Annotated in this window: 12 protein-coding genes; 1 reads left to right on the top strand and 11 read right to left on the bottom strand. The window is 59.7% G+C overall.

The window, feature by feature from the left end:
- The 9 genes from ACOTW6_RS08330 to ACOTW6_RS08290 form a co-directional block, all read right to left on the bottom strand.
- Nucleotides 1-531: a cupin domain-containing protein gene (locus ACOTW6_RS08330; protein ID WP_421766242.1), complete on the bottom strand. Its 531-nt coding sequence runs from the start codon at nucleotides 529-531 to the stop codon at nucleotides 1-3.
- A 10-nt stretch (nucleotides 532-541) separates the two neighbouring features.
- Nucleotides 542-1,798: an MFS transporter gene (locus ACOTW6_RS08325; protein WP_023314815.1), complete on the bottom strand. Its 1,257-nt coding sequence runs from the start codon at nucleotides 1,796-1,798 to the stop codon at nucleotides 542-544.
- Between the two features lie 25 nt (nucleotides 1,799-1,823).
- A complete protein-coding gene (locus ACOTW6_RS08320; protein WP_213788991.1) occupies nucleotides 1,824-3,011 on the bottom strand; it encodes an NAD(P)/FAD-dependent oxidoreductase in 1,188 nt (395 codons plus the stop codon).
- Entirely contained in the window at nucleotides 3,008-3,934 is a 927-nt protein-coding gene (locus ACOTW6_RS08315; RefSeq protein WP_213788990.1) for a VOC family protein, read from the bottom strand. Before ACOTW6_RS08315 ends, ACOTW6_RS08320 begins: the two co-directional genes overlap by 4 nt.
- A 78-nt stretch (nucleotides 3,935-4,012) precedes the next feature.
- A complete protein-coding gene (locus ACOTW6_RS08310; protein WP_003860053.1) occupies nucleotides 4,013-4,801 on the bottom strand; it encodes an IclR family transcriptional regulator in 789 nt (262 codons plus the stop codon).
- A 12-nt stretch (nucleotides 4,802-4,813) separates the two neighbouring features.
- Nucleotides 4,814-5,563, bottom strand: coding sequence for an SDR family oxidoreductase (locus tag ACOTW6_RS08305; RefSeq protein WP_213788989.1), 750 nt, complete (start codon nucleotides 5,561-5,563; stop codon nucleotides 4,814-4,816).
- Nucleotides 5,563-6,585: an aromatic ring-hydroxylating oxygenase subunit alpha gene (locus ACOTW6_RS08300; RefSeq protein WP_017692695.1), complete on the bottom strand. Its 1,023-nt coding sequence runs from the start codon at nucleotides 6,583-6,585 to the stop codon at nucleotides 5,563-5,565. The genes ACOTW6_RS08305 and ACOTW6_RS08300 overlap by 1 nt, the downstream gene beginning before the upstream one ends.
- Before the next feature lie 10 nt (nucleotides 6,586-6,595).
- Nucleotides 6,596-6,904, bottom strand: coding sequence for a recombinase-like helix-turn-helix domain-containing protein (locus ACOTW6_RS08295; RefSeq protein ID WP_017382919.1), 309 nt, complete (start codon nucleotides 6,902-6,904; stop codon nucleotides 6,596-6,598).
- The gene (locus ACOTW6_RS08290; protein WP_003860044.1) at nucleotides 6,901-7,224 is read right to left on the bottom strand and encodes a Rieske (2Fe-2S) protein; all 324 of its coding nucleotides are present in this window, start codon (nucleotides 7,222-7,224) and stop codon (nucleotides 6,901-6,903) included. Before ACOTW6_RS08290 ends, ACOTW6_RS08295 begins: the two co-directional genes overlap by 4 nt.
- 415 nt (nucleotides 7,225-7,639) lie before the next feature.
- Here ACOTW6_RS08290 and ACOTW6_RS08285 point away from each other — a divergent pair, with 415 nt between their 5' ends.
- Complete coding sequence (locus tag ACOTW6_RS08285) at nucleotides 7,640-8,851, top strand: MFS transporter (RefSeq protein ID WP_213789028.1); 1,212 nt, start codon at nucleotides 7,640-7,642, stop codon at nucleotides 8,849-8,851.
- A gap of 3 nt (nucleotides 8,852-8,854) precedes the next feature.
- On the opposite strand, the gene speB is transcribed toward ACOTW6_RS08285, so the two are convergent.
- Both speB and speA read right to left on the bottom strand, forming a co-directional pair.
- Entirely contained in the window at nucleotides 8,855-9,775 is a 921-nt protein-coding gene (gene speB, locus ACOTW6_RS08280) for an agmatinase (protein WP_213788988.1), read from the bottom strand.
- Nucleotides 9,776-10,061: 286 nt separating this feature from the next.
- Entirely contained in the window at nucleotides 10,062-12,038 is a 1,977-nt protein-coding gene (gene speA, locus ACOTW6_RS08275; protein WP_017382922.1) for a biosynthetic arginine decarboxylase, read from the bottom strand.
- Nucleotides 12,039-12,040 lie beyond the last annotated feature (2 nt).

Raw genomic sequence — 12,040 nt, 5'->3', positions numbered from 1 at the left:
TTAGTTCCGCTTCACTTTTGAAAGCGGATGGTAGGACGGATAGGTTGGGATTTCCGGCTTGTTGGTCCCCAGCATGACGCACATCAGCGCTTCTTCTTCGCCGTGGTTAAACAGGCCGCGATAGATGCCTGGCGGAACGGAGATCAGGTCACGCTCGCGCAGCACGGTTTCGGTGTAGTTGTCGCCGTCCTGGATCATCAGCGTGATCTGCCCTTTAAGCATGAAGAACACCTCTTCCACGTCGTCGTGCAGGTGCAGCGGCCCCTCGCACTTCGACGGCAGCACCATGGTGGAGAAGGTGAAATGGTCCGCCTGTACGGTATTGGTGTCGTTCGCCACGCCGGTTGCGCCGGTGCCGATGTAGCGCATCTGCGCCCGGCGGTATTTCGGGTCAAAATCGGCCTGGAACTTCAGCGCGTTCCAGTCGTATTTACGGCCTTCGAAGCGCGCGATGCGCGACTCGACCCACTCTTCCATCGTCAGGTGGTCAGGCTTGATGCCAGATGTCTTGGTTACGGTTGAATCAGTCATGACACTCTCCTCAGTAACGTCTCAGCAGCGGCAGTAACAGGACGCAGCCCACCGCCGCCATCACCGCCAGAAAAATCAGCCCGGAATCCATGCTGTGGGTGAAGGCGATAAGCGCGCCCATCACCGCCGGCGACAGCGCGCCCGCAAAGTTTCCCAGCCCGTTGAAGATACCGCCCGCCGTGGCGCTCACCCGGGGATGGGTGGCCTTCGCCAGCAGGGCGAAAATGTTGGGTGCGCCGGTGCCCCACATGAAGGTGCTGAAGCTCATCGCCGCAATGATGGCGAGCGGGGTATCGAGGTGCATCACCGCCGCCAGCCCCACTGCCGCCCCCGCCATCGAGATAAAGCAGGCCGCCGCGCGCTTATCGACCCTGTCCGAGAGCCACGCGCCAATCACTTCCCCCGCCAGCATGGCGATGAACGGCATCGACGACAGCCAGCCTGCATGCTCCAGATGAATGCCTTTGCCTTTGATCAGGTAGCCCGGCAGCCAGCCGTTGATGCCCCACAGGTAGGTCAGGAAAGCGATGTTAAAGATGCAGATGATCCAGAAGTGCGGGCTGACAAACAGCTCGCGCCGCGCCGCGCGCCGCTCGTCCCGGGACGCCTGCGAGGTGCCGGGTTTTGCCTCCAGGCGGATCCCGCGCAGACCAATGCGCACAAAGATAAGCACCGGCACGGTAAGCATGGCCATCACAAAGAAAGTGCTCTGCCAGCCGAAGGTGTTCAGCAGCCAGAGGGAAAGCGGGAAACCAATCGCCGCGCCCACCGGGGTGCCCAGCAGCCACAGCATGGTGGCGCGCGCCTGCAAATGCTGCGGGAAGTTGTGACGCACAATGGCGAAGGCCAGCGGGAACAGCGGTCCTTCCGCCACGCCCAGCAGAATACGCAGGACGATCATCAGCGTGTAGTTATGGGTAAAGCCCATCGCCACCATCAGCACGCACCACACCGCCATCATCCCGGTGAGCAGGCGCAGCGGCGCGATTTTGTCGCCTAAACCGCTTAAAAACACCGATGAGAAGCCATAGCTCAGCAGGAAAGCGCTCATCAAAATGCCGAGGCGCGTGGTGTCGAAATCAATGCCCATCGCCTGCTGGAAATGGGTATCCGAAAAGAGCGCCGCGATGCTGATTTTGTCGAAAAACGCCAGCAGCACGCAGGCCAGCAGCGACAGCGGGATGGCCCAGCGCACCGCTTTTTCGGGCGTGCGGGTCCCCTCACCGCTCGCCTCAACCGGCGCGGTGTTAGTCTCTAGTGTGGTCATCTCTCCCCCTACGGGTGCGGGTTAGCTATCGCAGTGACATCAGTGAAAAGGTCGGGTCGGCGAGCGGCACGTCGGACAGATCCCGCCCCGCCGCCATCCAGCGCTTCGCCAGCTTGACGGTACGCGCATCGTCGAACGCCACCAGCTGCGTCAGCCGTCCATTTTCATCCAGCGAGAAGTACAGCGCCTCTTCACGCACTATCGTTTTACTCGCTGGCTGCGGAATGCCGAGGATCTGAATGTTGTGCTGGTATTGATCCGACCACAGCCACGGCGCATCGTCGTAGCCTGGCGCATCGGGGTTGAGCATCGCTTTCGCCGTCGCCACCGCCTGATTCTGGGCGAAGGCCCAGGACTGGATGCACAGGCCGTAGTGATGGTGCTGGGCGACATCGCCTGCGGCAAAGATGAACGGATCCGAGGTGCGCCCCTGGGCATCCACCACGATCCCGCGCCCGGTTTTCAGCCCCGCATCGCGCGCCAGTTCCAGATTGAGATCGACGCCGATCCCGACCACCACCGCATCAAAGGTTTCACGCTGGCCGTCGCAGTGGATGACCGGCAGGCCGCCGTCGTCCTCCAGCTCCAGCGCACCGCAGCCGGTACGGATATCCACGCCCTGCTCGCGGTGAAGGGCCTCTAAGCGCTGCGATACCTCGCCGCTCACCGAGCGCATGCAGAGCGCTGGCTGCTGCTCGAACAGGGTGACCGCCACGCCGCTTTTCCGCGCCGAGGCAGCAATCTCAAGGCCGATCCAGCCGCCGCCGACGATCGCCAGTTTTTTACTTTCCGCCAGACGACTTTTCAGGCGCTGCGCGTCCTGCCAGTGGCGCAGGGTATAGACCTGCGGATGGCTGGCCCACGCCTGCGAAGGCAGGCGCGCCCGACCGCCGGTAGCGATTAAAAGGATGTTGTAACTAAGCTGCTCGCCGTTGCTAAGAACGACTTTTTTCTCATCGCGATCGACCGCTTCAGCGCGCAGCGGCCGGTACCAGGTCAGGTTCAGGGCCTGCTGCGCCTCGTCGCTAAACAGACGCGGAAGCCCCGCGTCCGGCTCCAGCAGAGACGCTTTTGACAGCGGCGGGCGCTCATAAAAATCCCACTCCTCTTCTGCCACCACGCAAATTTCACCGTCGAAGCCCTCATCGCGCAGGGTTTTCGCCGCCCAGCCGCCCGCCTGACCGCCGCCGATAATGACAATGCGCGACGTCATACCGCCTCCGGCTTTTTCTGCTGACGGCGCGTGTCGTGGTCAATCCCGCCTTCCACCGCCCACTCGGTAAAGGAGACCAGGGAATGCTCCAGCTCGCGCGGCTGCCAGTTTTCCGTCAGGTAATCATCGTTGGTGTAATACTCAAACGCCCCGCCGGTCGGGCTGTTGACGTACCAGAAGTACGCCGAGGACACAGGATGACGGCCCGGCCCGATAAAGGTGCTCCAGTCATGTTTATTCATCGCGATACCGCCGCCGATCACCTCGTGGATGTCGCGCACAGTGAAGGCCACGTGGTTAAGGCCGCGCTTGCGGTTCGGAAGTTGCAGCAGGAACAGGTTGTGATGGCCGCCGCGCACGCCGCAGCGCAGGAACACGGCGCGGTTGATATAGCGGTCCGAGACCTGGAAGCCGAGCACTTCGCGGTAGAATTTCTCCACTGCCGCCAGCTCTTCCACGAAGAACACCACATGCCCCACGTTGATCGGCTGGGCGCGATCGTAAACCGGGCTGGGGGTGTCGATACGACGGGCGTCGCCCCACTGGTTTATTGGCTCGACGTTAAGCTCTACGTCGGTCTGCTGGCTGACCTGCACGCGCAGCGTCATGCCGTTCGGGTCCAGGCACTCCAGCGCGTCGCCCACTTCACGAAAACCTGGCTGTTGCGCCAGCTTCGGGCGCAGCGCATCCAGATCTGACTGGCTGGCAACCGCCCAGGTCATGCGGCGCAGGGTGTTGCCCGCTTCAAACGCGGGCGGCAGGTCGGGGCTGTCGATCGGGTTAAGCTCCACGCGCGCGCCGCTCAGGGTGGTGAAACGCTGGCCGCTGGCATCGCCCGTCAGGCCAAAATCACGCATAAATTTGGCGCAGTGCGACAGGTCTTCCACACCAAATTCCAGCTTTTCAATTCCGGTTACACTCATCGTTCGTTGCCTCATCTGGCCCAGATTGGGCGTAAAACATGCCCGACGCAGTCAAGCGCCTGACGTTAACTCACTGATTTAACTGGCCTGCGACAAATACCCTAAGAAGCCAGAAATTTTATCCGCCGCGAGGCGAACCTCGTTTTGCAGGCGCTCGCGGTCGCTCTGCGGGATCTCCTCCGACGGCACCAGAATGCTGACCACCGCCGCCACGCGGCCGCTTCGGTCATACACCGGGTAGACGATGGAAGAGATGCCGTGGCGGAAGAAGGATTCGCCGATGACATACCCGCGAGCTTTGTCCTGCTGCACCATCTGCCACAGGGCTTCTCGGTCGTGAAGCTGCCCCGGCGTGTTGCCCGGCAGACGCTCATGCGGGAACAGCTGTTCGAAATCAGCGCGGGAAATATCGGTCAACAGCATGCGGCCCAGCGAGGTGCAGTGCACCGGCAGGCGGGTACCAATGCTGACCTGGTTGATGCGCGACCCGGCGGCGCTGACGCGGGCGATGTAGATAATGTCGCGCCCGTCGCGGATCGCCAGATGGCTGCTGCACTGGCTCACGTCGCGCAGTTGCTCGATCACCGGCTGGCCGACCTGCGCCACGTCCAGCGAGGCGATGTACTCAAAGCCAAGACGCAGCACGTTCATGCCCAGCGAAAAGGTATTGGTGCGCGTGTTGCGCTCCAGAAATCCCATGTACTCCAGCGTCTGTACCACGCGATAGGCGGTGGCCTTCGGCATATCCACCAGCCGGTGCAGTTCGGCAAAGGTCAGATCGCGATGCTGCTCGCCAAAGGCCAACAGCAGCTGTAAACCGCGCTCCAGCCCCGGCACCAGATACTTCACTTCCTGATCGTTTGCCATCATCGCCCTACCTTAGTTAAAGACAAAACCGCCGTTGACCGGGATCAGCTGTCCGGTGATAAACCGCGCCAGATCGCTTAACAGCCAGACCACGCTGCCGGTGACATCTTCCGGCTGCTGCGCGCCCGTTAATGCGCGTCCGTTTTCGTAGAGCTGATGCCGTTCGGCGGGGACATATTCCGTCGCCTCGACGCGGGTTAACCCCGGTGCGATGGCGTTGATACGGATACGTTTTTCCCCCAGCTCGCGCGCCATTGAGCGGGTCATGGCAATCACGGCCCCCTTGCTGGCGACGTAGGCCATCAGGCGCGGCGCGCCCCACAGCGCGGTGTCGGACGCCACGTTCACAATGCCTGCCCCTTCGCGCAGCAGCGGCACGGCGGCGCGCGTCACCAGCCAGGTGCCTTTGACATTGACGCTCATCACCCGATCCCAGAGATCCGGATCGTAATCAAGCATGTTTTTGCCGCCGACGCCCGTCGCCATCGCCGCGTTGTTCACCAGGCCGTCAATCTGCCCCTGCTCGCCAATGGCGCTGAACACCTGGTCGATGGAGTGCTGATCGGCCAGATCGATAACGTGCGATTCGATCGCATAGCCCTGCTCGCGCAGCCGGTGGGCACTCTCGGTCAGCTCGCCTTTGAGGATGTCGCACATCACCACCGCCGCGCCCTGCTCCGCGCAGGCCTGGGCAAAATGGTAGCCCAGCCCGCGCGCGGCGCCGGTCACCACGATGCGCTTTCCGCTCAGCAGCCCGTTCATCAGGCGGCTCCCTGCTGTGCTTCACGCATCGCCAGCTGCTCTTTGGCGGCCTTTTGCATCATGCGGCGCAGGCGCGAGAGGCCAACGTCGTGCTGATACAGGTATTCATGATCGCGCGCGTTTGGCGCCAGGCTCTCCAGCACCACGCGGTCCTGCTCCAGCACTTCCCAGTGCAGTTTTTCCAGCCGGTTGCGGTACATGAAGCGCCACATATCGCGCTGCCAGCCCTGTACGCGGCGGATGCGCCAGAAGAAGACGCGGCAGTTGTCGTTATCTTCCGGCACCACCATGCCGACGATAAAGAAGTGGCCGCCCGGTCCGAAGCGCTTCTTGTACGGAATGGAGAGGCGCATCCAGCAGGTGCCGCTGTTGCCCAGCTCCACCCAGTCAAAATTGACGCCGCTCTGCCCTTTCTTCTCGAAAATAAAACCGGTTTTGGTCGGCTGGAGCACCATGTCGGCCTTGCGATCCCCTTCTGCCATCGAGTGCGACGAGGAGTGCAGATAGGTGCCGTGCATCGGGTCCATCACGTTTTCCAGCGCGTACTGGTAATTGCATTTCCACGCGGCGGTGCAGAGGAAGTTGCTGAAGTTTTCCGTGTCGGCGAGTTCATCCGGGAAGGTCAGTTCGTCCGGCTGCTGGTCCGCGGTGACGCCAAACCAGAGGAAGATGGCGCCGTGCGCCTCCTGTACGTTATAGCTGCGCACGCACTGCTGGCCGACCAGCGGACATTTATCCACGGCGGGCACGTCTTTCACCTCGCCGTTGCCCGCCACCTCTACGCCGTGATACCAGCAGGCAATGCGGTCCCCGAGGTTCCAGCCCATCGACAGGCGCGCACCGCGATGTGGGCAGCGGTCCTCCAGCGCCTGCACCTGGCCATCTTTATTGCGCCAGACCACAATCTGCTCGCCCAGGCGGGTGATGCCCACCGGCGCAGACTGCACTTCCCAGCTCGCCAGCACCGGATACCAGAGGCCGCGCAGACCTTTATCCAGATAATGTTGTACGGTCGTCGTCATCACGTTGCCCTCAGTAGCCGTTAACCTGTAAGAATGCCTGGAAACTGGCGTCGCTCCACGGCTCGCCCTGCTGGTCGTGCATACGCACCGCGTTCAGCCCGCTTACCAGCTCCGGCAAGGTTTCAACGCCCTGCTCGAAGAGATCTTCCAGCGTCGCAATCAGCTTCACTTCCCAGCTTTCCGGCTCGCGGCTGCGGGTCTGCCAGATCAGGTTGGTGTAATCACCCGGCTTGTGAATGGCGCCATTACCGCCCTCTGCCGGCGGGGTAAACTGGCGGCTTTCCGGCAGCGCCGGGTTGTAGTTCAGCGTGTCGCTCATGCCACGGTCTCCTCAACGAAGGTAATCTGAATCTGGTTTTCAAAGACCCGAACCGGGTATCGGTTGAGGTTGCGTCCTCCGGGGCCGTGCAGACACTGGCCGGTTTTGACGTCGAACACCGCCTCGTGCAGCGGGCATTCCACCTTGCCGTCTTCCACGAAGCCCTGACTCAGCAGGGCATAGGCGTGCGGGCATACGTCCTCCAGCGCGTAATATTCACCGTCGATCAGGTAAACGCCGATCTCTTTACCGTCGACGTTGCCGCTAAAAGGGAAATCTTCCTGTACTTGCTCTGCGTCACATACGCCTATCCAGCTCATCACGATCCTCCAGGCTTTTGTTTCATATATGAAACTCTGTTTCTTATTTAATACGGTCAATATAAAAGCGATGAATGTTTCGTCAAGCGACAATGTGACGAATTTGTTAATCGATGGGCAATTAATTAACTAAGTGTGCAAGGGATCACGAAAAAATGCAGCGATATGAAATTTTCATTATTGCAGCGTGAGAAATAGGTTTTTTTAATGGTCTCTTATTTTGAATAAAACAGATTGACTTCTTTTCTTTTTACTCTCTAAAAATAAATGAACGTTACCTCTATCGCGTTTCACCTGTGAAACGAATTTTTAATTTATCTTTAATAAACAAAGAGTTTCACAGGTGAACCATTTTAGTTCCGTGACAATCACATTGATGAAAAATATAAGTTACAAAAAACGTAAGGCGGACATGATGACGGCAAGATGGCAAGGCACGATTGCGCTTTTATTACTCATTATTATTTCCTACGTCGATCGGGTAAATATCTCGGTAATGATTTTAAACCCGGAATTTGCCGAACATTTTCAGTTAAATGAAAACAGAATGTTACAGGGTCTGCTCATGACCTGCTTTCTGCTGGGTTATGGTTTTTCCGCTTTATTATTAACACCGGTTATTGAAAGCAAACTTCATTATCGGCAGGGATTATTAAGCAGCATTGCGGTTTGGGCCGCGGTTTGCGCGGTTTCGCCTTTGCTTGGCTCGCTGACGGGAATGCTCATCGCCCGCGTGATTCTGGGGATCGCGGAGGGTCCGCTATTTTCGCTGAAAACGCGCTTTATCAGCGATAACTTTAGCGCGCAAGAGATCGGCAAACCCAACGCCGCGACCGCGCTGGGCGTCTCGCTCGGGCTGGCCGTGGGCTTTCCGCTGGTGACCTGGCTGATGTCGCATCTGGGCTGGGCCGGATCGTTTTATGCACTGGCGGCAATCAACCTTCTCCTCGGCGGCGGCTTAATCTGGCGTTTTCTGCCCGCGCCGCGCAAGCTCCCGACCGCGAAAAAACCAGGGTTTGTCCACACCTTCACGCTGGCCTGGCAGACGCCGCTGCTGGGCTGGATCATGGTGGTTGAAATCGCCACCCTGAGCTATCTCTGGGGGAGCAGCGCCTGGCTACCCGCGTGGCTGCGTGACGAGCACCACTTCTCGCTGCATGCCACGGGCTGGCTTGCGGCGATCCCCTTCCTGCTCAGCCTGGGGTCAAAGTTTCTGGGCGGCGTGCTGCTCGACAAAATGCGTCCGGAACAGGCGCCGGTGCTGTTCGTGGTGGGCGGGGCGATGACGGCGCTGTCCGTGGTCGCGCTGATGCTCAGCCATCAGCCTGCCTGGCTGGCGCTGTTTATGCTTTCGGCTAACGTCTTCTGGGGGCTTCAGGGGGCGGCTATTCCGGCGGTGATCCAGCATCACGCCGCGCGGGAAGCGGTGGGCAGCGCTTACGGCATTATCAATGGGATCGGCAATATCTGCGCGGCGTTTATTCCGCTGCTGATGGGGATGGTGATGAGATCGGTGGGGTCGGTCAGTTCAGGCTTTTCGGTGCTGATCGTCTCGCAGGTTGTCACCCTGCTTGCCGGGGGAATGTTGCTGCTGCGCATGCGTCGCGCAGCAGCAATCAGCGCGTAAGGCTTATTCGCCTTTTTTCGCCGCCTGGATGTAGAGCATTTCCAGCGCCAGGGTCGCCGCGGCCAGCGCGGTGATCTCGGACTGGTCATAGGCCGGAGCTACTTCCACCACGTCCATCCCGACGATGTTCAGATCCTTCAGGCCGCGCACCAGCTTGATGGCGCGGTCTGATGTCAGGCCGCCGATCACCGGCGTACCGGTACCCGGTGCGAATGCCGGATCAAGGCAGTCAATGTCGAAGGTCAGATAGACAGGCATGTCGCCGACGATCTGCTTAACCTGAGCCAGAATATCGTCCACGCCGCGATCGTTCACCTGGCCCGCGTCGAGTACGGTGAAGCCGTTGTCTTTGTCGAACTCGGTGCGGATGCCGATCTGCACGGAGTGGTTCGGATCGATCAGGCCTTCTTTCGGCGCGGTATAGAACATGGTGCCGTGGTCGAATTCACAGCCGTTCGCGTAGGTGTCGGTGTGCGCATCGAAGTGTACCAGCGCCATTTTGCCGAAGTGCTTCGCGTGGGCGCGCAGCAGCGGCAGGGTCACGAAGTGGTCACCGCCGAAGGAGAGCATGCGTTTACCGGCCGCCAGCAGCTTCTCGGCGTGCGCCTGCAATTTTTCGCTCATTTCACGCGCATCGCCAAAGGCGTACACCAGATCGCCGCAGTCCACCACGTTCAGGCGCTCGCGCATGTCGAAGTTCCACGGGAAGCGGTTGTGCTCCCAGGCCAGGTTGGTGGAAACCTGACGGATCGCCGCCGGGCCATGACGTCCACCCGCACGACCGGACGTTGCCATGTCGAACGGTACGCCGGTGATCACCCAGTCCGCATCGCTGTCGTACGGCTGAAAGTTCATCGGAAGGCGTAAAAAACCAAACGCGTTAGATACCAGAGAGTTATCGTACTGATTACCTAAAGTGCTCATGTCCTGACCTCTTATAAAGTCGATACATTAAAAACAGATGAAAAAAAATCCCCTCCGCGTCGTTAAACCCGACGAGGAAGGGATTGATTCGTAAATCGCATATTGGGGCGAATTATCGCCGTTAATTCATACGGGTTCAAGTGAGTATAGCATTCTGCCGGATGGCGGCTTCGCCTTCTCCGGCCTACATTCGTAGGCCCGGTAAGCGCAGCGCCACCGGGCATCGGCGGCACAGCGGCCTGATGCCCTCACCCCGCCCCTCTCCCACAGGGAGAGGGAGGTTTTCTTACTCGTCTTCCAGGTAGGTGTACCCGTACAGACCCGCTTCAAACTCTTCCAGGAACTGCTGCTGCAAGGCATCGTCCAGACCGGTGTTTTTCACCTGATCGCGGAACTGGGTGAGCAGTTTTTTCGGATCGAGCTGAACGTATTCGAGCATGTCCGCCACGGTGTCCCCTTCATCGGACAGCTCAACCTCCACGCTGCCGTCAGGGAAGACAAACACGTCAACCGCTTCGGTATCACCGAACAGGTTGTGCATGTTGCCGAGGATCTCCTGATACGCACCCACCATAAAGAAGCCCAGCATTGGCGGGTTCTCCGGATCGTACTCCGGCATTGGCATCGTCGTTGCGATACCGTCGCCGTCGACGTAGTGGTCAATCGCGCCGTCGGAGTCACAGGTGATGTCCAGCAGCACGGCGCGGCGTTCCGGGGCGTGGTTCAGCCCTTCCAGCGGCAGAACCGGGAACAGCTGGTCGATACCCCAGGCATCCGGCATCGACTGGAACAGGGAGAAGTTGACGTACATTTTGTCCGCCATACGCTCCTGCAACTCGTCGATAATTGGACGGTGCGCGCGGTTGCTCGGGTCGAGCTGTTTCTGCACTTCGTGGCACATATTCAGATAGAGCTGCTCCGCCCACGCGCGCTCTTGCAGGCTGAAGGTGCCTGACGAGTAGCCGACGTGAATATCGTGCAGGTCCATCTGGCTGTCGTGCAGCCATTCGCGCAGGGAACGACGCGTGCCCGGCTCGTGCATCTCCTGCCAGGTTTCCCACATGCTTTGCAGGGAACGTGGGGCATCGTCTGCCGGAGGCGTGGCTTCGGTGATTTCGCTACGCTCAACGCCAATGATGTTAGAGACCAATACCGTATGGTGCGCGGTGACCGCGCGGCCGGATTCGGTGATCACCGTCGGGTGCGGCAGGCCGTGCTCTTCGCAGGCATCGCCAATCGCCCAGATGATGTTGTTGGCATATTCGTTCAGGCCGTAGTTTACCGAGCAGTCAGACTGCGAGCGGGTCCCTTCGTAGTCCACGCCCAGGCCGCCGCCCACGTCAAAGCACTGAATATTCACGCCGAGCTTATGCAGCTCAACGTAGAAACGCGCGGATTCACGCACACCAGTGGCGATGTCGCGAATATTGGCCATCTGCGAGCCGAGGTGGAAGTGCAGCAGCTGAATGCTGTCCAGACGACCGCGCTCGCGCAGAATTTCCACCAGCTGAAGCACCTGGTTCGCCGCGAGGCCGAACTTGGATTTTTCACCGCCGGAAGACTGCCATTTACCGGAACCCTGCGACGCCAGTCGCGCACGCACGCCAAGGCGTGGGATCACGTTCAGACGCTCGGCCTCTTCCAGCACGATCGCGATTTCGGTCATCTTCTCGATCACCAGATAGACCTTGTGGCCCATCTTCTCGCCAATCAGCGCCAGACGAATGTATTCGCGGTCTTTATAGCCGTTACAGACGATCACCGACCGGGTCATGCCCGCGTGCGCCAGAACCGCCATCAGCTCCGCTTTAGAGCCTGCTTCCAGGCCCAGCGGCTCGCCGGAGTGGATCAGGGACTCAATCACGCGACGGTGCTGGTTGACCTTGATCGGGTAAACGAGGAAATAGTCGCCGTTATAACCATACGATTCCCGCGCGCGTTTGAACGCGGCGTTAATAGAACGCAGGCGATGTTGCAGGATCTGCGGGAAGCAGAACAGTGCAGGCAAGCGCTGACCCTGCGCTTCACGGGTTTTCACCAGTTTAGCGAGATCCACGCGCGCTTCCGGGACGTCCGGATCCGGGCAGACACTGATGTGGCCCAGCTCGTTAACGTCGTAGTAGTTATTGCCCCACCAGGCAATATTGTAAGTGCGCAGCATCTTGCTGGCTTCCTGGGAGCTCATCGCAACCTCCTGCATAGAACGTAGTACACCCTGTTCGCCTGCTGACGAAGGCGAAAGCGAAGACATGTCGTCAGACATAG

The sequence above is a fragment of the Enterobacter cloacae complex sp. IR5403 genome, assembly GCF_049238705.1.
Lineage (GTDB): Bacteria > Pseudomonadota > Gammaproteobacteria > Enterobacterales > Enterobacteriaceae > Enterobacter > Enterobacter hormaechei_C.
The sequence above is the reverse complement of the archived record's forward strand: the minus strand, read 5'-3'. Positions and strand labels throughout refer to the sequence as shown.

What these genes read in the sequence shown, in the direction of transcription:
- ACOTW6_RS08330 (WP_421766242.1), bottom strand. Translation starts at nt 531, where the DNA reads ATGACTGATTCAACCGTAACCAAGACATCTGGCATCAAGCCTGACCAC.
- ACOTW6_RS08325 (WP_023314815.1), bottom strand. Translation starts at nt 1,798, where the DNA reads ATGACCACACTAGAGACTAACACCGCGCCGGTTGAGGCGAGCGGTGAG.
- ACOTW6_RS08320 (WP_213788991.1), bottom strand. Translation starts at nt 3,011, where the DNA reads ATGACGTCGCGCATTGTCATTATCGGCGGCGGTCAGGCGGGCGGCTGG.
- ACOTW6_RS08315 (WP_213788990.1), bottom strand. Translation starts at nt 3,934, where the DNA reads ATGAGTGTAACCGGAATTGAAAAGCTGGAATTTGGTGTGGAAGACCTG.
- ACOTW6_RS08310 (WP_003860053.1), bottom strand. Translation starts at nt 4,801, where the DNA reads ATGGCAAACGATCAGGAAGTGAAGTATCTGGTGCCGGGGCTGGAGCGC.
- ACOTW6_RS08305 (WP_213788989.1), bottom strand. Translation starts at nt 5,563, where the DNA reads ATGAACGGGCTGCTGAGCGGAAAGCGCATCGTGGTGACCGGCGCCGCG.
- ACOTW6_RS08300 (WP_017692695.1), bottom strand. Translation starts at nt 6,585, where the DNA reads ATGACGACGACCGTACAACATTATCTGGATAAAGGTCTGCGCGGCCTC.
- ACOTW6_RS08295 (WP_017382919.1), bottom strand. Translation starts at nt 6,904, where the DNA reads ATGAGCGACACGCTGAACTACAACCCGGCGCTGCCGGAAAGCCGCCAG.
- ACOTW6_RS08290 (WP_003860044.1), bottom strand. Translation starts at nt 7,224, where the DNA reads ATGAGCTGGATAGGCGTATGTGACGCAGAGCAAGTACAGGAAGATTTC.
- ACOTW6_RS08285 (WP_213789028.1), top strand. Translation starts at nt 7,640, where the DNA reads ATGACGGCAAGATGGCAAGGCACGATTGCGCTTTTATTACTCATTATT.
- speB (WP_213788988.1), bottom strand. Translation starts at nt 9,775, where the DNA reads ATGAGCACTTTAGGTAATCAGTACGATAACTCTCTGGTATCTAACGCG.
- speA (WP_017382922.1), bottom strand. Translation starts at nt 12,038, where the DNA reads ATGTCTGACGACATGTCTTCGCTTTCGCCTTCGTCAGCAGGCGAACAG.